Consider the following 17,471-nt stretch of genomic DNA (forward strand, 5'->3'; position numbering starts at 1 on the left):
TCGACTCGCCGCCGTTCGCGCCGGTGAACTGGTGGTTGTAGAAGTAGTTGTGGTGGATCCACGTCCGCTTGGCGATCTCGCTGCCCGGACCGGTGATCTGCAGGTAGACGCCCTCGTTGTTCCGGTTCTGGAACGTGTTGTGGTCGACCTGGACGTCGTCCGCGCTGACGGAGAGCGAGGCGCCGTCCTTGTTCCCGCTGTAGGTGTTGCGGGTGATGCGCGTGGCCTGCGCCTCGGGCGGGACGGACATCGAGCTGGTGCCGTCGAACACGAACCCCTCGATCGTCACGTCGCGGACAGCCCCGAGTTCGAGGCCCCCTCGCGTGAAGACCGTGCGGCCGGCGTGCGCGGCGGCGACGGTGATGCCGGACTTCGTGATCTTGACGGGCTGGTCGGTGGCGTGCACACCGTCCGCCAGGACGATGCGCTGACCAGGTCGTGCGGTGTCGAGTGCGGCCTGCAGGGAGGACACGCTGGAGACGCCGACGACAGCAGCGAAAGCAGGCACGTGAACGAAGGACGACAGCAGGGCGGCCGCGCCGACTGCGGCCAGTGATCGGATCATTCGCCAACTCCGGTGTTGGGTCGTCGGCGGCGGTAGGGGGAAGCTACCGCAAGATTCCGGCTGGTGGCGAGGTCCGGTACAGACCGAGAGCCGTGTCCAGTGACGGCACGCGCTCCAGCTGTCCGATGTCTGCCAGCGGGAACCACTGGGCGAGGTCGGTCGAGCCGCCCACCTCGTTGCGCAGCTCGCCGCCCACGATCCGCACCTCGTACATGATCCGAAGTGCGTGGTAGTCGCGGTCGGGCTCCTCGCGGAACTCGGAGTCGATGCCGAGCAGGCGGACCACCTCGGCGACGTAGCCGGTCTCCTCCTCGACCTCCCGGACGACCCCGTCGTACGGGTGCTCGCCGTGGTCGATGCCGCCTCCGGGGAGGATCCAACGTTTGCCCTTAGGGCCAAGCCAGCGCGCGAGCAGGATCTCGTCGTTCTCGTTGATGCACACCCCGTACGCGGCCACGCGCTGCTTCTTCGCCCTCATGCGACGCAGCGTAACTTGCGATCACCGCGAAAAAAGTGATATCACTTAGCTACTACTTCGCTAGGGGGTCCTGGATGAGTGCATCCATCGAAACGACGGTTCAGATGCCGGCGCCTGTCGTCCGCGAGAAGCAAGCGCGGGAACTGCCCGGTCTCCTCATGTTCTTCGCTGGGTTGGCGGTGCTGGCTGTGAGCGTGTGGACGTTCATCGAGGGGATCAAGACGACCGATGCCGCCGACGGCGACCCGGCGGTCGGGCTGCTGCTCACCGGAGTGCTGTTGTTCCTGGCTGCCGCTGTGATCTGGAAGGGGCTCTTCACGGTCGCACCCGGTGAGGTGCGCGTGCTGCAGTTCCTCGGCCGTTACGTGGGCACGGTGCGCACGGACGGTCTGCGGTGGGCGAACCCGCTCACCACGCGGGAGAAGATCTCCGTCCGGATCCGCAACCACGAGACGGCGACGCTGAAGGTCAACGACGCCGACGGCAACCCGATCGAGATCGCCGCGGTGGTCGTGTGGCAGGTCGAGGACACTGCGCGCGCACGGTTCGAGGTCGACGACTTCGTGCGGTTCGTCGGCATCCAGACCGAGACCGCAGTGCGGCACATCGCGAACAGCTACCCGTACGACAACCACGCCGAGACGGGCCTGTCGTTGCGGGAGAACGCGGACGAGATCACCGAGACGCTCGCGATCGAGATCGCGGCGCGCGTGCAGTCCGCCGGCGTGAGGGTGATCGAGTCGCGGCTCACGCACCTCGCGTACGCGCCGGAGATCGCCCACGCCATGTTGCAGCGGCAGCAGGCGGGCGCCGTCGTGGCGGCGCGGACGCGGATCGTCGAAGGCGCCGTCGGCATGGTCGAGCTGGCGCTGGAGCGGCTCGCCGACCACGAGGTCATCGAGCTCGACGAGGAGCGCAAGGCCGCGATGGTGTCGAACCTGCTCGTGGTCCTGTGCGGTGACCGTTCCACTCAGCCCGTGGTGAACACCGGGTCGCTGTACACCTGATGGCGGATCGCAAAAGCGTTCTGCTCAGGCTCGATCCGGCCGTGCACGACGCGTTGAGCAGGTGGGCGAACGACGAGCTGCGCAGCACCAACGCGCAGATCGAGTTCCTGCTGCGGCGTGCGCTGGCGGACGCGGGCCGGCTGCCGGGCGAGGCGAAGAAGATGCCTCGCCGCGGCAGGCCGCCGAAGAAGCCCGACGACGAGTCCTAGAACTCGGGCGGTGCTTGGAGGTCGTGGGCGCGGAAGAGCACGGCGTGCTCGACGCCCATGGCCTTGCCGCCCATCGTGGCGAACATCGGGATGAGGTCCGCGGGGGCCGGGTGGTCCGGCAGCGCGGCGAGGTACGCGGCATGCGCTTCGAGCGAGGCCACGCCCCGGCGCAACGGCTCGCCCGTGACGTCGACCCCGTGCGTGGCGTCGTCGCCCATCGCGACCTGCAGGTACCAGCGCGGTGAGTGCGGTTCGAGGCCCTCTTCCACCTGCTCGGGGAAGACCCAGCGGTTGCCGGCGTCGCGCAGCGCGTCGAGGGTGGCGAGGCCGGCCGCGCGGTGGTCGGCCTGGTCGAAGCCCCACGGCGTCTCGATCTCGTACCCGCTGCCGAACACGACGTCGGGTTTGAACCGGCGGATCTCGCGGCAGATGTCGCGGCGCAGGTCGAGTCCGTGGACGAGGACGCCGTCCGGGTGTTCGAGAACGGTCAGGTGCTCGACGCCGACGACGTCGCACGCGGCCCGTTGCTCGGCGACCCGCAGCCGTGCGGTCTCCTCCGGCGGGTTCGGCATTCCTGCCTCACCCCGGGTCAGCAGGAGGTAGCCGACCTCGATGCCTTTGGCGGTCCAGCGGGCGACCGCCGCGGACGTGCCGTACTCCATGTCGTCGGGGTGCGCGACGACGCAGAGCACCCGTCTGAACGACTCCTCGGGTAGCGCGGGCACTGTCATGGCGGCCATTTTTCCTCCTTTCGGCGCAGGTGGCTGATCAGGCGTTTCACCAGTATGAAAACGCTTGCAGCGAGTTCCTCCGTTCGGAGGTGTGCCGGTCGTGTTCGCCCACGCGATCGTGTGCGGCGGGCGCACCGGGAACGTGGAGGAGTCTTGTCTTTGTTCTCCCGCAAACGCGCCGGTCTCGGCGTGCTGGGCGTCGCTGTGGTGATCGCGTCGATGACACCGGCCGGTGGTCTGGCGGCCGGCAAGGAGCTGTACCTCGACAACCGGGCGTCGACGGAACGGCGGGTCGAGGACCTGCTGCGACGGATGACGCTCGAGGAGAAGGTCGGGCAGATGACCCAGATCCGCGTCGGGAAACTGCGCGGTGATTGCAACAACGTCAACGGGCCGTTGGTCGAGTCCTGCCTGAAGGCCGTTCTCTCGGACGCGCACGTGGGCTCGATCCTGTCCGGCGGCGGTGACTCACCGGTCGAGAACACGCCCAGGGCGTGGGCCGAGATGAACAACGCCATCCAGCGCCACGCGTTGGAGAAGAACCGGTTGAAGATCCCGATCATCTACGGGTCGGACGGCGTGCACGGGCACAACAACGTCATCTCGGCGACGATGTTCCCGCACCAGATCGGGCTCGGCGCGACGTGGGATCCCGCGTTGCAGGAGAAGATCGGTGTGTCCGCGTCGAAAGCGTTGCGCGCCACCGGTGTCTTCTGGAACTTCGCGCCCGTCTCGGACATCGCGCGGGACACGCGGTGGGGCCGGTACTACGAGACCTACAGCGAGGACCCGTTCCTGGCGGGGCAGCTGGCGGCGGCGAACGTGCGCGGGCAGCAGTCCAAGGTGGACGACACCGCGCAGCTGACCGCCACCGCGAAGCACTTCGCCGGGTACTCGGCGCCCGCGAACGGGCACGACCGGGCGGCGGCGCAGATCCCGATCCGGCAGTTGCAGGACCTGGTGCTGCCGTCGTTCCAGGCGCAGTTCGACGCGGGCGTGCGCACGGTGATGATCAACTCGGGTTCGGTGAACGGTGTGCCCGTGCACGCGTCGAAGTACATGCTGCAGACGCAGTTGCGGGACCGCATGGGGTTCAAGGGCGTCGCGGTCTCGGACTGGCAGGACATGCGGTACCTGGTCGACCGGCACAAGGTCGCGCCCGACTACAAGACGGCGATCGCGATGAGCGTCAACGCCGGGGTGGACATGGCGATGGAACCGTCGAACGCGGCCGAGTTCACGTCGCTGCTGCTGGCGAACGTGCGTGACGGCTCGGTGTCGCGCGGGCGGATCGATCAGGCCGTGCGGCGGGTGCTGACGCTCAAGTTCGACCTCGGGCTGTTCGAGAAGCCGTACGTGGACCCGGCGAAGGCCGACGGCACCGTGGTGGGCGTGGACCGGGACCTCGCGCGCAAGGCCGCCGCCGAGGGCACCGTGCTGCTGAAGAACGACGGCGTGCTGCCGTTGTCGGTCGGCGCCAAGAAGATCGTCGTGACCGGGGAGACCGCCGACGACGTGCGCCGCCAGCTCGGTGGGTGGACCGTCGACTGGCAGGGCGTGCCGGACGACTCGCCGTTGCCGCCCACCGCGACCGTGCTGACGGGTGTGCGCGAGGCCGTTCCCGGTGCGTCCGTGGTGCACGCCCCGACTCAGGCCGCGGCGGTGTCCGAGGCGGCGGGAGCGGACGCGGTGGTCGTGGTGCTGGGTGAGAAGCCCGGCGCGGAGGGGCCCGCCGACACGGAGAACCCGGTGCTGACGCCGGAGCAGCAGGCGTGGGTGGACGCGGTGCAGGCGACCGGCAAGCCGGTGGTCGTGGTGCTGCTGACCGCGCGGCCGCAGGTGCTGGGAGCTGCTGCCGACGCGAACGCGTTGGTCGCGGGCTGGTTGCCGGGCAGCGAGGGCGGACGGGCGATCGCCGACGTGCTGTTCGGTGCCGTCAACCCGAGCGGCAAGCTGCCGATCTCGTGGCCCCGGACGCTGGGCGATCCGACGCTCACCTACGACCAGCTGCCGGGCGCGAACACCTCGGCCGGCGCGAAGTACGACCCGCTCTACGCTTTCGGGCACGGGCTGTCGTACACGTCGTTCACGACTTCGGGGCCGTCGGTGTCGGTGGACCGTTCGAACGGCGTGGTGAAGTTCACCGTGGCGAACACCGGCCCGCGTGCGGGCACGGCCGTGGTGCCGGTCCACGTCCGCCAACCGGCCTCCCCGGTGCTGACCCCGGACGCCCGTCTGGTGGGCTTCACCCGCGTGGAACTCGCCGCAGGGCAGTCGAAGCAGGTCGAGGTGCCGTTCGCGCTCTCCCAGCTGGCCCTGACCGTCGGCGACGTGGACGGCGGCGGACGGCGTGAGGTCGCCCGCGGTGGCTACGAGGCCGTGGTGGGTGCCGACAAGGCCACCTTCACGGTGCGCTGAGCTGGCCTGATATCCTTCGTCGTCGTGAACGCGCGGCTCTCCGCCGTGGAGGAGACCCGGTCCTCGTGGCCGGTGCCGACCAAGCGCGTCACGAACCCCGGTTTCGACAAGAAGGGTGATGTCGCATGGCGAACATCAAGTCCCAGCTCAAGCGGATCAAGACCAACGAGAAGGCCCGCCTTCGCAACAAGTCGGTCAAGTCGTCCCTGAAGACGGCCATCCGCAAGTTCCGCGAGGCTGCCGAGGCCGGTGACAAGGCGAAGGCCCTGGAGCTGCTGCAGGACGCGTCCCGCAAGCTCGACAAGGCCGCCAGCAAGGGCGTCATCCACGCCAACCAGGCCGCCAACAAGAAGTCGGCGATGGCGCTGCGCGCGAACTCCCTCGAGGGCTGATCTCGCACGCGGAGCTTCGAGCTTCTGCTGAGAGGGCTCCACCTCCTCCGGGAGGTGGAGCCCTTTCGTGTTCATGCGCACACGACCGCGTCATTGGTGTAGGCGTAGTCCTCATGGAATCGCTGCCGCGTCTCGACTTCTTCGAGCTGCACGACCTCGACGGCACCCCGCCCGTGCTGCGGACCCTGCACACGGAGTCGATCCTCACGATCTACCGGCTGACGGACGCGGCGCGCGAGTACTCCCGCCCGCTGGCGCTCGCCCTGCGGTCGGGCGCGGACCACCGGATCGTCGACCTCTGCTCGGGTTCGGGAGGGCCGCTGCCGCTGATCCAGCGGCGGTTGCACGCCTCAGGTGTCCACACCTGGGTGACGCTGACCGACCTGGTGCCGAACGTGCCCGCGTTCGAGCGCGTCGCCGCTTCCAATCGGCGACGGCTGGACTCGTGCTGCTCGGTGGACCACGTGTCGTCGTCGGTCGACGCCACGGACTGCCGGCTGGAAGGCACGCGGACGATCTACGGCGCCTTCCACCACTTCCCGCCCGCGCTGGCGACGCGCATGCTGCAGAACGCCGTCGACACCCGGCAGCCCATAGTGGTCGTGGACACCAAACGGTCGTGGCTCTACGTGCTGGTGTTCCCGTTCTTCCTGACGCTGGCCGTGCTGCTCGCGGCGCCGTTCCAGCGCAATCCCCTGCCGCGCTACCTGCTGCGGCTGGCGCTGACGTACGTCGTGCCGGTGCTGCCGTTCATGATGTTCTTCGACAGCTTGGTGTCGTTCCTGCGCATGTACGGGCGCGCGGAACTGCGGCGGATGGTCGACGGCTTGCGCGACACCGCGACGTTCACGTGGACGATCGGCGTCGAACCCGGCTTCACCGGCGCCCAGTACCTGATCGGGATTCCGAGGCGCTGACCTAGCGTCGGCTGTGCGCGGCCACGATCCGGAGCACCGCGCGCTCCAGCGCGTAGTCGGCGTCGGCCGCCACGCCCTTCACGTCCGCGTTGAGCCCCGCGACCACCTGCATCGCGTCCGCGAGACCCGTCTGGTCCCAGCCTCGGGCCTGGGCCTGCGCCTTCTTGATCTTCCACGGCGGCATGCCGAGCGGCCCGGCCAGGCTGAACGGGTCGGCGCGGCCCACGGCGGACACCCGCGCGACCGTGCGCACCGCGTCCGCCAGCGCGTCCGCGACCAGCACGTGCGGCACACCGAGCTGCATGGCCCAGCGCAACGCCTCCATGGCGCCCGCCCTGTCCCCCACGACGGCCTTCTCCGCGACGGCGAACCCCGTCACCTCGGCCTTGCCCTGGTGGTAGCGGCGGATCTCCTCGATCGTCACCTTGCCGTCGGTGTCGGACACGAGCTGCGAGGCGGCCGCCGCGAGCTCGCGCAGGTTCGTGCCGACGGCGTCGATGAGCGTGGCGACGGCCTCCGGGTCGATCTTGCCGCCCGCCTGCCGCACCTCGTTGCGCACGAACGCCTCGCGCTCCGCGGGCTTGGTGACCTTGCCGCACTCGGTGACCGCGGCACCGGCCTTCTTCAGCTGCCCCGGCAGGTCCTTGGCCGCCTTGCTGCGACCACCGCCCGTGTGCACGACGACGAGCGTGACCCCGTCCGCGGGCGCCTTGACGTAGGAGAGCACCGTGTCGGCGACCTCCTTGCTGATGTCCTGACCGTTCTGCAGGACGATCACCCGCCCCTCCGCGAACAGCGACGGACTCACCAGTTCGGCGAGCTCAGGAGGGGTGAGATCAGTCACCTGGACGCGGGTCAGGTCGGCGCTCGGATCGACCTTCCGCGCGGCCTCGAGAGCCGCGCGAACAGCCCGTTCGACCAGCAGCTCCTCTTCGCCGACGACGAGGTGCAGTGACTCCGGTGCGCTCACGACCGGCATCCTCCCACGTCCCGGATCGTGGGCGATTGTGGATCGGCAACCGACACATGCCGTAGGTTGGTGGCCACAACTGAACACCGCTCATCCAGAGGGGCAGAGGGACCGGCCCGAAGAAGCCCCGGCAACCGGCGTCAGCGCTGTGTGCACACATACCTGTGCGCGCATCTGAGTGCAGACGATCACGGTGCCAATTCCGACCCGTTCGATTTCGCGGGACAGATGAGGAGATACCTCGCGATGACTGCTGTCAGTGTGCCCACGAGCACCAAGTTCGACCTCGGCCCCGCCCGCGCGCTGCTGTGCCGGGAGTGCGGCAACGAAACCCCTCTCGCTCCTGAATACGCCTGTCTCGAGTGTTTCGGGCCGCTGGAAGTGGCCTACGACTTCGGGAAGATCCGGCGCGAGGACATCGAGGCCGGCCCCAAGTCCATCTGGCGCTACCGCGGCCTCCTCCCCGTTCCGTCCACTGTGGAACAGCACCCGAACACCGACCCCGGCGGCACCCGCCTGGTCGAGGCCCACAACCTCGCCAAGGCCCTGGGCGTCCGCAAGGTCTGGGTGAAGGACGACACCGGCAACCCCACGCACTCGTTCAAGGACCGGGTGGTCGGCGTCGCCCTCGCCGCCGCCCGCGAACTCGGCTTCAAGGTGCTGGCCTGCCCGTCCACCGGCAACCTGGCGAACGCCGTCGCCGCGGCCGCGGCCCGCGCCGGCTGGAAGTCCGTCGTCCTCGTCCCCTCCAACCTCGAGCGCGCCAAGATTCTGATGAGCGCCGTCTACGACGGCTCGCTGATCGCCGTCGACGGCAACTACGACGACGTCAACCGCCTCGCCCAGGAGCTCGCCGCGGAGAACGAGGACTGGGCGTTCGTCAACGTCAACGTCCGCCCGTACTACGCGGAAGGCTCCAAGACCCTCGGCTACGAGGTCGCCGAACAGCTCGGCTGGCGCCTGCCCGACCAGATCGTCGTGCCGATCGCCTCCGGCTCGCAGCTCACCAAGGTCGACAAGGCGTTCCGCGAACTCGGCCAGCTCGACCTCGTGGAAGCCTCCCCGTACAAGGTGTTCGGCGCGCAGGCCACGGGCTGCTCCCCGATCTCCGCCGCCTTCAAGGCGGGCCACGACGTCATCCGCCCGGTCCGCCCGGACACGATCGCCCGCTCGCTGGCGATCGGGGCCCCGGCCGACGGCCCGTACGTGCTCGACGCGGTCCGCCGCACCAACGGCGCCATCGAGGACGTCACCGACGAAGAGGTCGTCGAGGGCATCAAGCTCCTCGCCCGCACCGAGGGCATCTTCGCCGAGACCGCCGGCGGCGTGACCGTCGCGACGGCGAAGAAGCTGATCGAGACGGGCCAGCTCGACCCCGACGCCGAGACCGTGCTGCTGATCACCGGCGACGGCCTCAAGACCCTCGACGCACTGGGCGACACGGTCGGCCCGCGCGCGACGGTCCCGCCGTCGGCCGAGGCCGTCATCAAGGCACTGGGTTAATCACCCCGGATCACCTCCTTCCGGCTCGGGGGCGCACACGCGTCCCCGAGCCGCTTTGTGACTGCGCGGGACGCCTCACAGGGCGATCGCGTCCGTCTCGAGCCAGCCCGTGCGGGGAAAGCGCAGCAGGCCGTCGACCACGTGCGGCCCGACCTGCTCCACGGTCGCGCGCCACGCCACGATCCGTTGCGGCCACGGGGCTTCCGCCTTCAGCGCGTTGTAGTGGTAGTCGTGCCAGATGTCCGGCGCGATCCGCAGTTCGTCGTCGAAGACGTGCTCCGCGACGAGGTCGTATGCCTCTTCCGGCGACTCGGCCTTCGTCGGGGGCAGCACGTGCGTGGTCGTCGCCCGGTACGTGACGGCGCGGGTGCCGTCTTCGAGTGTTTCGCAGATGTAGTAACCGAAATCGGGCTTGAGTTCGTCGTGCGGCCACGGCGTCGCCGTGTAGTTCGTCTGCCACAGCGCCCATGCGAGGCCGGGCGTGCCGCCGGCGATCGGGTAGCGCGCGTTGAACAACCTGACCCAGACCATCTCTTCTCCTTCGTACGATTCGGTTTCCCGGCAGTACCGCCAGGTCTCCGTCCTTGTCCGTGCGCAACACCAAGGCGCCTCCCGCCCGCAACACGTCGATGACGTGCGCGCTCGGGTGCCCGTACCTGTTGCCCGTGCCGACGCTGACCAGCGCCACCCGCGGCCGCACGGCCTTGAGAAACGCGGGCAGTGAGTAGCGGCTGCCGTGGTGAGGCACCTTGAGCACCTCGGCGTTCAGGTCCCGCTCCCCCAGCAGCGCCGCCTGGCCGGCCAGTTCGACGTCGCCGGTGAGCAACACCCGGCCCGCTCTCGTGTGTGCCTTGAGCACGAGCGAGTAGTCGTTCACCGTCGTGTTCTCGTCCTCGGCGACCGGTGGCCTCCTGGGGCCCATCACCTCCAACTCCAGTCCTGGCAAGGCGAACCGCTCGCCCGCCTTCGGCTCGACGACCCGCACGGCGTGAGCGCGCGTTCGTCTGCTGACCTCCCTCCACGCCCACGCGGGCTCCTTGAGCGGCCCGACCGCGACCGCCCCCACCACACGCCCGGTGAGCACGGCGTCGAGGCCACCGACGTGGTCCGCGTGCAGGTGTGTCAGCACGACCAGCGGAATCTTGTTGATTCCCAACGTCTTCAGGCACCGGTCGACCGCGCCGGGATCCGGCCCGGTGTCGACCAGCACCGCCGTCTCCGGGTCGTCGGTGGCGAGCACCAGCGCGTCGCCCTGGCCCACGTCACAACTGACGACCTTCCACCCGTCGGGCGGCCAGACCGGCGCCACCACTCGCAACGGCACCAGCACCACGAACCCGCCGACGAGCACAGCGACGACCAACGTCCGCGTCTTCTTGAACCGCAACAACAACACGACCGCCACGGTGACCGCCGTGAGCGCGATGGCCCCGCTCCAGCCGTCCGGCCAGCCGACCGCCGCTCCGGGCACGACCGACGCCTGCCGCCCGACCAGAACCAGCCAACTCACCGCCGGCCCGGCCACGTGGGTGACGACCTCAGCGACCTGAGGCGAGAGCGGCGCAACTGCCGCCGCCACCACACCCAGCACCGTCGCCGGCGCCACCACCGGTCCGGCGACCAGGTTGGCCACCACCGACACGAGGCTCACCTGCCCGGACAACCCGGCCACCACGGGAGCCGTGGCGAGGCTCGCGGCCATCGGCACGACGATCGCCTCGGCCACCCCGTTCGGCACACCGCGTTTCTTCAGCGCCCGCGCCCACTTCGGCGCGACGAGCACCAACGCAGCCGTTGCCACCACGGACAACGCGAACCCCGGCTCACCACCCAGCGCCGGATCGTGCAACACCAGCACGAGCACGGCCGTCGCCAGACTGGGCACCGCGGACCGCTGCCGCCCCACCACCAAAGCCAGCAGCGCGACGGCGCCCATGACCGCCGCCCTGAGCACACTCGGCTCGGGCCCGGCCAGGACGACGAACCCGACCAGCGCGACGAACGCCGCAGCCGCCGCCGGACGCGGCCCGAGCCGCCTCGTCAGGAGGTAGACAGCACCGCAGATGATCGCCAGGTTCGCGCCGCTCACCGCGAGCAGGTGAGCAAGCCCTGCTGTGCGGAACTCCTCGACGATGCGCGGCACCATCCGCTCGGTGTCGCCCACCACCAGTGCGGGCAGCAGTCCGGCTTCTTCGTCGTCCAGGACCGCACTGGCCTGCCTCAGCCCGTCACGGTGCTGGTCGGCCCAGGTCTGCCAGAACGGCGGCGGTCGCACGTCCTGCGGCGGCCCGCGCACTCGGAGCAACGCCGACGCCAGATCTCCGCCCCTGGGTGGGGCGAGCGAGCCTTTGACCGTGACCTGCTGACCTGGCAGCAGATCCCGCCACCCGTCCGCCGGCGTCAGCAGCACCAACTGGGCACCGTCCGCCGTCGCCCGGATCACGACGTTCTCCACGCCGGCCTGCGTCCCGCCGAAGCCCGCGGCCCGGATTCCCTTCGGTCTGGTGGTGAGCTCGACGGTGAGCGTGGTGCTGCGGCCTTCGTTCGCAGCGAGGCGGAGCGGGTGGGTTTCGGCTTTGAGCACGTGGCCGCCCACCCAGGCCGCTGCCAGCGGGCCGGAGACCAGGAGAGCGATCGCGCAGGTCCTGTTCCACCAGGCCCTGCGCCACGCCGCCAGGCCGATCGCTCCTGCTGCCAGGCCGGTGATCGCTGCCGCCTGCCAGCTGAGGAAGAGGCCTGCCACGGCTGTTGCCCAGACTGCGGCGGCTGCCGGGACCAGGCGGAAGTCGTGGGTTATCGGGTGCTTGCGGAGCATTGGGGGCTCCCTGGGGCGGCGGGAGGTCTTGTGTCACGGGTGGGGCTGCCTTGGCGGGGTTGGGGCAGGTTCGGGTGGGCGGGGTGGTGGGCGCGGCGGGGTAGGCGGGGTGGGTGGGATGTGCGGGCGGCAGAACTTCGGGGCGGCGGCCGACGGGTGGTGGCGGGCGGTGTCGCTGCGGGGGTGGCGGGGTGTGGTGGTGATGCGGACGGATGGCATGGCTGGCTCCGATCGGATCGGTTGGGGGAAGACCGGGACTTCGAGGCGAAGGGAAGGTCGCTGGGCCCAGGAGGACGGGTGGGATCGGCCGGGTGCAGTGGACAGGCGCCTGGGTGGGGCCGGTTGGGTTGGGGCTGGCCGGATCGGCCTGGGCGAGGTGTGTCGTGCCTGGACAGGCGCCTGCGTGGGCTCGTGACCTGCGAAGCCGGGCTTGCGGGCTCGGTGAGAGCACGGCCGAGCCTGCGGAACGTGGGGCGGGCTGGGGTGGGACGTGGGTTCGGTGGCGCTAGCCGTGGTGGTCGGGGGCGGCGCTTGGGTTTGTTGCCTCGCAGAAGCGGCAGGCGCGCTGTGTGAGGTGCGTCGGTGCTGGGGCCGGGGCTGACGGGGCCGGGGCTGACGGGGCCGGGGCTGACGGGGCTGGGGCTGGCAGTGGCGGGAAGGCTGCGGCCAGGAAGTGGTGCATCACCCTGGCCAGTGGGCGGCGGCGGGGTGTGGCGGGTCGGGGTTGGGAGCGGTGCAGCGGGAAGGTGAGCGTCAGGGGGCGCGGGAGGTTGTTGTGGTCGGCCGGGATCAGGGTCTGGCGGGTGAGGTGCAGGTACTGGGCCCTGGTGCGGTGGTAGAGGGCCACGGCCGCGGCGGCCTTGCCGGCGGTGGTTCTGGCGATGCCGGTGGTGGTCATGTGTGGACCAGGTCGGCCAGCTTGGCCAGCTTCGAGTCGCCGATGCCTTCTACGTCGCGGAGTTGGTCCACCGAGGCGAAGGGGCCCTTGCGGGTGCGGTGGTCGACTATTCGCTGGGCCGTCACCGGGCCTACGCCGGGGAGGGCGTCCAGTTCGGTCGGGGTGGCGGAGTTCAGGTTCAGCTTGGGCTGGGGCGCGGCTGCCTGAGGTGCGCCTGGCTGGGCTGGGGGTGGGAGTGGGATGCCCACAGCTATCTGTTCGCCGTCGGTGAGTTTGCGGGCGAGGTTGAGGTTGTGGAGGTCGGTGCCCGGCTTCATGCCGCCCGCGAGGTGGATGGCGTCGGCCACCCTGGCGCCGGACGTCGTGGTGACGAGGCCCGGGGTGGCCACCTCGCCGATCACGTTCACCACCAGGTCGGGGGCCGGGGCCGACGTGCTGACCAGGGCCAGGTCCGGGGCCGGTTCGGCGGCGGGGCTCTGCCACCAGCTGCCCAGGCCTATGACCGCGCACGCCACGGCCACGCCCAGGGCCAGCAGGCCCCGGCGGGGGAGGTTCGGCAGGCGGAAGCGGCGGCGGAGTGGCGGGCCGTGTTCGTCCGAGTCCTCTGATCGGGCGTAGACCAGGGTCGGGTCGGCTCTCACCTTGTCGGCCAGGGCGGCCAGGCGTTCGGTCGGGAGGGGGTCCGGGTGGGAGCGGGGGAGCATGCGAGCGACGTTACGGAGCGGGGTGGGCGGGGAGGTGGGGTCAGCTCCGGGTCTGTGGATTACTCGCGGGTTGTGGACAGGTCGCGATCACTCGTCGCTCTGGGACGGGGAATTGTCGGGGGTGTGTGGGATGCTGTCGGGTCCTCCCGGCAGCACCACGACGCCCAGCACGCCTGGACCCGTGTGCGCGCCGATCACCGCACCGACCTCTGAGATCACGCATCCCGTCGAGCCGGGCAGGCGTTCGTCGAGACGAGTGGCAAGCTCCGCGGCGCGTTCGGGAGCGGCCAGGTGGTGCACGGCCAGTCCGACGGGGCCGTCGCCCGCCGCGGCCGCCGCCAGGTCGACCAGGCGGCCCACCGCGCGGCCCATCGTGCGCACCTTCTCGAGCGGCACGATCCGGCCGTCGTCCATGTGCAGCAACGGTTTCACGGCCAGCGCGGTCCCCACCAGCGCTGCCGCCGTGCCGATCCGGCCACCCCGGCGCAGGTGTTCGAGCGTCTCGAGGCAGAAGAACATCCGCGTCTCGGAGGCGGCCGCCGCGGCAGCCTCCTCCACCTCGGCGGACGAATGGCCGGCGGTCACGGCCGTGCACGCGCGCAGCACCGAGAACCCGAGGCCCATCCCCGTCGAGCGCGAGTCGACGACGCGGATCCGGGACGGATCGACCTCCTCGGCCGCCAGCCGCGCGGCCTCCCACGTGCCGGACAGCTCGCGGGAGAGGTGCACGGACACGACCTCGTCCGACGTCGACAACGCCTCGCGGTACACGTCGGCCATCTCGCCGGGCGTGGGACGGGAGGTGGTCACCCTGCGGTGCTCGGCGAGGGCGGCGGCCAGCTCGAAGGGGCCGAAGTCGACGCCGTCGAGGCGTCCGGCACCGTCCACCGCCACGTGCAACGGCACCACGGTGATCGCATGGCGCTTCGCGAACCCCTCGGGCAGGTATGCCGTGGAGTCGGTGACGATGGAGATGCGCACGAGCGACGAGCCTACGTGGCTCACTCCTCCGAGGGACTCAGCGCCACGGAGGAGATGAGTTCGGCCATCGCCTTGCCCACGAGTTCATGCCCCTCCCAGCCCCAGTGCATCCCGTCCGGGTTCCCGGCACCGGACCGCACGTGCTCCCCGATCACCGCTGGCAGGTCGAGCAACGGCACTTCCGCACCTGAGGCCCACCCGCGCACGGCCGCGACCGCAGCCGCGTGTCCCTGATGCGCGTACGCGTACGTAGCCGCGCGGTGCACCGACGGCACGATCCCGACCGCCGGCATCGTGTACTGGAGGTTGCGAACGGACTGCAACATGTCCCGCAGGTACCGCGCCGTCAGCGCGGGAGGCAGCGACGCCCGCGTGTAAGGCGCCAACCGCGGCTGCACGGACTGATAGCGCGCACGCACCCAACGCCGCAGCCAGTCCGGCCGCACATAACGCAGCCCCTCACGCAGGTACGTGGGCAACGGCGAGGGCAGCGTGTCCATGCTGCCCACCGCGAACACCAGCACGTCCGTGCGGGGCAGCAACGACCAGATCCGCGGATCCCCGGTCAACGCCCACCAGGCGTCCCGCGCCGTCCACCCGAACCCGGCCGCCAGCTCCGCCGAACCCCCCAGGGCGGAGGCGCAGATGTTGTGCCACAGCTGCGGATGATCAGCGGGAAGCGGCCCGGAAGGCCCGAAGAACGACAGCGAGTCCCCGAGGACGAGCAGTCTCAACGCGTGGTGCCCGCGTTGTACGACGACAGCCGCCACCGGTCGTTGCGGCGGGTGAACACCGTCCAGTGGCAGTTCGAGATGCCGCCGAGCTGCGACCAGTTCTCCACCGGCAGGTCGAGCAACCGGCCGGTCAGAGCGCTGATCAGGCCACCGTGCGCGCACAGCAGGACGGTCTCGGAGAACTCCGCGTCGACCTCGTTCACGACCTGGATGGCCCGCTCGGCCACCTCGACGCGCGACTCGCCGTCGGGCGGCGTGTAGGTCGGGTCGGTGCGCCAGACGCCGACGGCACCCGGCCACTCCTGCTCCACCTCGGCGACGGTCAGGCCCTGCCACTTGCCCAGATGGGTCTCGCGCAGCCGCTCGTCGATCCGCAGCGGGACGTCCGCGGACGACGTGAACACGCCGGCGGTGTTGCGCGCGCGTTGCAGGTCGGAGGCCACGACGATCTCCGGTTCGAACCCGGCGAGCACCGGCACGGCGAACCTGGCCTGGTTCAAGCCGGTCTCGGTGAGCGCCGAGTCCAGATGACCCTGCAGGCGACCTGTCGCGTTGTAGTCGGTCTCACCGTGCCGCCACAGCACGAGCCGGCTCAGGGCCATCAGCTACCTCATTCAGCCGTGGATTCGGCGGGGACGTCCGCTTCGAACTCGATGCGCGGGCAGTCCTTCCACAGCCGCTCCAGGCCGTAGAAGCTGCGCTCCTCGACGTGCTGCACGTGCACCACGACGTCGACGAAGTCCAGCAGCACCCACCGGCCCTCGCGGGCCCCTTCGCGGCGCACCGGCTTCGTGCCGGCCTCCCGCAGCTTCTCCTCGATGTTGTCGACGATCGCGCCGACCTGCCGCTCGTTGGGAGCGGACGCGATCACGAACACGTCCGTGATCACGAGCTGGTCGGAGACGTCGAGCACCGTCACGTCGTGCGCCTTCTTGTCGGCCGCTGCGTTCGCCGCGACCAGCGCCAGCCGTCGTGCCTCGTCGGTGGCTGCCACGTCACTCCTCTGACTTCCGGCGGGCGTCGATACGCCCACACGAGTTACTGAGGGTACCGGCGAGCGCCAACGGGTACTTCGCGCCCACGCATGACGAAGGCCACCTCAGCGCCCTGAGGTGGCCTTCGCCGGTGCCGAAGCTTAGAGCGGGCGGACCTGCTGGGCCTGCGGCCCCTTCTGGCCCTGGCCGACCTCGAACTCGACCTTCTGGTTCTCCTCGAGCGAACGGAAACCCTTGGACTGGATCTCCGAGTAGTGCACGAAGACGTCTGCCGAGCCGTCGTCGGGCGCGATGAACCCGAAGCCCTTTTCGGCGTTGAACCACTTCACGGTGCCTGTAGCCAAAGTCTTGCCTTCCACGAACCAGCAACAACCCGCTGATTGTTGCTCCCCGCGCGCTCGAATGCACGCAAAATCCACTCGAACGTGGTTACGACTCGGAGTACAGGCCTGTTTTCGCGATGTATTGGACGACTCCGTCGGGCACGAGGTACCAGACCGGCTGACCCGAGGCGGTGCGGGCACGACAGCCGGTCGACGAAATGGCCATGGCCGGGACCTCGACCAACGAGACGGACCCCGGAGGCAGGTGCCGGTCGTTCAGCGTGTAGCCCGGACGGGTGACGCCGATGAAGTGGGCCAGCTCGAACGCGTCCGCGGCGCGCTTCCAGGACAGGATCTGCTCCAGCGCGTCGGCGCCGGTGATGAAGAACAGGTCGGCGTCCGGGTACTGCTTCTTGAGGTCCGTGAGCGTGTCCACGGTGTACGTGGGGCCGTCGCGGTCGATGTCGACCCTGCTGACGGAGAACCGGGGGTTGGAGGCCGTGGCGATGACCGTCATCAGGTAGCGGTCCTCGGCGGCGGAGACCTCCCGCGACGCCTTCTGCCAGGGCTGACCCGTCGGCACGAAGATCACGCGGTCCAGGTCGAACCTGGCCTGCACCTCGCTGGCGGCCACGAGGTGGCCGTGGTGGATGGGATCGAACGTGCCACCCATGACGCCGATGCGCATCGAAACAGCGTAGACCGGCGCCGGGCCGCTCCCGAGACCTGACGCCGGTCGTGCTGATCACACCGAACGGCCCAGGGGGAGGGCGGGCCGTGCGGGTCGCGGCTTACCCCGAAGCAAAGCCGCGCGCACTGGAGGAACGCGCG

Annotated in this window: 18 protein-coding genes and 1 riboswitch (1 of these 19 running past the window's edge); of the genes, 6 read left to right on the forward strand and 12 right to left on the reverse strand. The window is 70.0% G+C overall.

The genetic code is table 11. The features are described 5' to 3' along the window. Together ND450_RS23970 and ND450_RS23975 are read right to left on the reverse strand one after the other, a co-directional pair. On the reverse strand, positions 1-565 hold the 5' end (the start) of the coding sequence (locus ND450_RS23970) for a polysaccharide lyase 6 family protein (protein ID WP_253320945.1). Its footprint begins 782 nt before the window's first position; 565 of the gene's 1,347 nt are visible here — the first part of the coding sequence; it begins with the start codon at positions 563-565; the stop codon falls past the left edge of the window. 43 nt (positions 566-608) lie between these two features. Continuing rightward, positions 609-1,043: an NUDIX hydrolase gene (locus tag ND450_RS23975; protein ID WP_089928147.1), complete on the reverse strand. Its 435-nt coding sequence runs from the start codon at positions 1,041-1,043 to the stop codon at positions 609-611. A gap of 104 nt (positions 1,044-1,147) precedes the next feature. Here ND450_RS23975 and ND450_RS23980 point away from each other — a divergent pair, with 104 nt between their 5' ends. Both ND450_RS23980 and ND450_RS23985 read left to right on the forward strand, forming a co-directional pair. Further along, positions 1,148-2,050, forward strand: coding sequence for an SPFH domain-containing protein (locus ND450_RS23980; RefSeq protein ID WP_253320946.1), 903 nt, complete (start codon positions 1,148-1,150; stop codon positions 2,048-2,050). Beyond that, positions 2,050-2,259, forward strand: a complete 210-nt coding sequence (locus ND450_RS23985) for a hypothetical protein (RefSeq protein ID WP_253320947.1) — start codon at positions 2,050-2,052, stop codon at positions 2,257-2,259. The genes ND450_RS23980 and ND450_RS23985 overlap by 1 nt, the downstream gene beginning before the upstream one ends. Here ND450_RS23985 and ND450_RS23990 read toward each other — a convergent pair. After that, positions 2,256-2,999: a PIG-L deacetylase family protein gene (locus ND450_RS23990; RefSeq protein ID WP_253320948.1), complete on the reverse strand. Its 744-nt coding sequence runs from the start codon at positions 2,997-2,999 to the stop codon at positions 2,256-2,258. The two genes, ND450_RS23985 and ND450_RS23990, sit on opposite strands and share 4 nt — an antisense overlap. 144 nt (positions 3,000-3,143) lie before the next feature. Between ND450_RS23990 and ND450_RS23995 the strand changes: the two genes are divergently transcribed. From ND450_RS23995 to ND450_RS24005, 3 genes are all read left to right on the forward strand, one after another. Continuing rightward, positions 3,144-5,408 carry a glycoside hydrolase family 3 N-terminal domain-containing protein gene (locus tag ND450_RS23995; protein ID WP_253320949.1) on the forward strand — a complete coding sequence of 755 codons (2,265 nt, stop codon included), beginning with the start codon at positions 3,144-3,146 and terminating at the stop codon, positions 5,406-5,408. 125 nt (positions 5,409-5,533) lie between these two features. Further along, a complete protein-coding gene (rpsT, locus tag ND450_RS24000; protein ID WP_089928157.1) occupies positions 5,534-5,800 on the forward strand; it encodes a 30S ribosomal protein S20 in 267 nt (88 codons plus the stop codon). A 113-nt stretch (positions 5,801-5,913) separates the two neighbouring features. Continuing rightward, the gene (locus ND450_RS24005; RefSeq protein ID WP_253320950.1) at positions 5,914-6,717 is read left to right on the forward strand and encodes a hypothetical protein; all 804 of its coding nucleotides are present in this window, start codon (positions 5,914-5,916) and stop codon (positions 6,715-6,717) included. A gap of 1 nt (position 6,718) precedes the next feature. Here ND450_RS24005 and holA read toward each other — a convergent pair whose 3' ends face one another. Continuing rightward, on the reverse strand, positions 6,719-7,687 hold the full coding sequence (gene holA, locus ND450_RS24010) for a DNA polymerase III subunit delta (protein ID WP_371927405.1): 969 nt from the start codon (positions 7,685-7,687) through the stop codon (positions 6,719-6,721). An 87-nt stretch (positions 7,688-7,774) separates the two neighbouring features. Next, a riboswitch (SAM riboswitch) is annotated at positions 7,775-7,922 on the forward strand. Positions 7,923-7,933: 11 nt separating this feature from the next. On the opposite strand from holA, the gene thrC reads away from it, so the two are divergent. Then, complete coding sequence (gene thrC, locus ND450_RS24015) at positions 7,934-9,190, forward strand: threonine synthase (RefSeq protein ID WP_253320952.1); 1,257 nt, start codon at positions 7,934-7,936, stop codon at positions 9,188-9,190. 10 nt (positions 9,191-9,200) lie between these two features. Here thrC and ND450_RS24020 read toward each other — a convergent pair whose 3' ends face one another. The 8 genes from ND450_RS24020 to nadD all read right to left on the reverse strand — a co-directional run bounded on the left by ND450_RS24020 (position 9,201) and on the right by nadD (position 17,328). Beyond that, positions 9,201-12,005 (reverse strand): DNA internalization-related competence protein ComEC/Rec2, encoded by a 2,805-nt coding sequence (locus ND450_RS24020; protein WP_371927406.1) that lies wholly within the window; start codon positions 12,003-12,005, stop codon positions 9,201-9,203. Positions 12,006-12,899: 894 nt separating this feature from the next. Continuing rightward, positions 12,900-13,607, reverse strand: a complete 708-nt coding sequence (locus tag ND450_RS24025) for a ComEA family DNA-binding protein (protein ID WP_253320953.1) — start codon at positions 13,605-13,607, stop codon at positions 12,900-12,902. Positions 13,608-13,694: 87 nt separating this feature from the next. Continuing rightward, a complete protein-coding gene (locus ND450_RS24030) occupies positions 13,695-14,588 on the reverse strand; it encodes a DegV family protein (protein WP_253320954.1) in 894 nt (297 codons plus the stop codon). A 20-nt stretch (positions 14,589-14,608) separates the two neighbouring features. Beyond that, a complete protein-coding gene (gene octT, locus ND450_RS24035) occupies positions 14,609-15,322 on the reverse strand; it encodes a diglucosylglycerate octanoyltransferase (protein WP_253320955.1) in 714 nt (237 codons plus the stop codon). Next, entirely contained in the window at positions 15,319-15,924 is a 606-nt protein-coding gene (locus tag ND450_RS24040) for a histidine phosphatase family protein (protein WP_253320956.1), read from the reverse strand. The genes octT and ND450_RS24040 overlap by 4 nt, the downstream gene beginning before the upstream one ends. Before the next feature lie 8 nt (positions 15,925-15,932). Beyond that, entirely contained in the window at positions 15,933-16,316 is a 384-nt protein-coding gene (gene rsfS, locus ND450_RS24045) for a ribosome silencing factor (protein WP_053735595.1), read from the reverse strand. A gap of 141 nt (positions 16,317-16,457) precedes the next feature. Beyond that, positions 16,458-16,661, reverse strand: coding sequence for a cold-shock protein (locus tag ND450_RS24050; protein WP_030468099.1), 204 nt, complete (start codon positions 16,659-16,661; stop codon positions 16,458-16,460). Positions 16,662-16,746: 85 nt separating this feature from the next. Next, the gene (gene nadD / locus ND450_RS24055; protein WP_089928187.1) at positions 16,747-17,328 is read right to left on the reverse strand and encodes a nicotinate-nucleotide adenylyltransferase; all 582 of its coding nucleotides are present in this window, start codon (positions 17,326-17,328) and stop codon (positions 16,747-16,749) included. Positions 17,329-17,471 lie beyond the last annotated feature (143 nt).

It is taken from the genome of Lentzea sp. HUAS12, assembly GCF_024125735.1.
In the GTDB taxonomy this organism is placed as follows: Bacteria; Actinomycetota; Actinomycetes; order Mycobacteriales; family Pseudonocardiaceae; genus Lentzea; species Lentzea albida.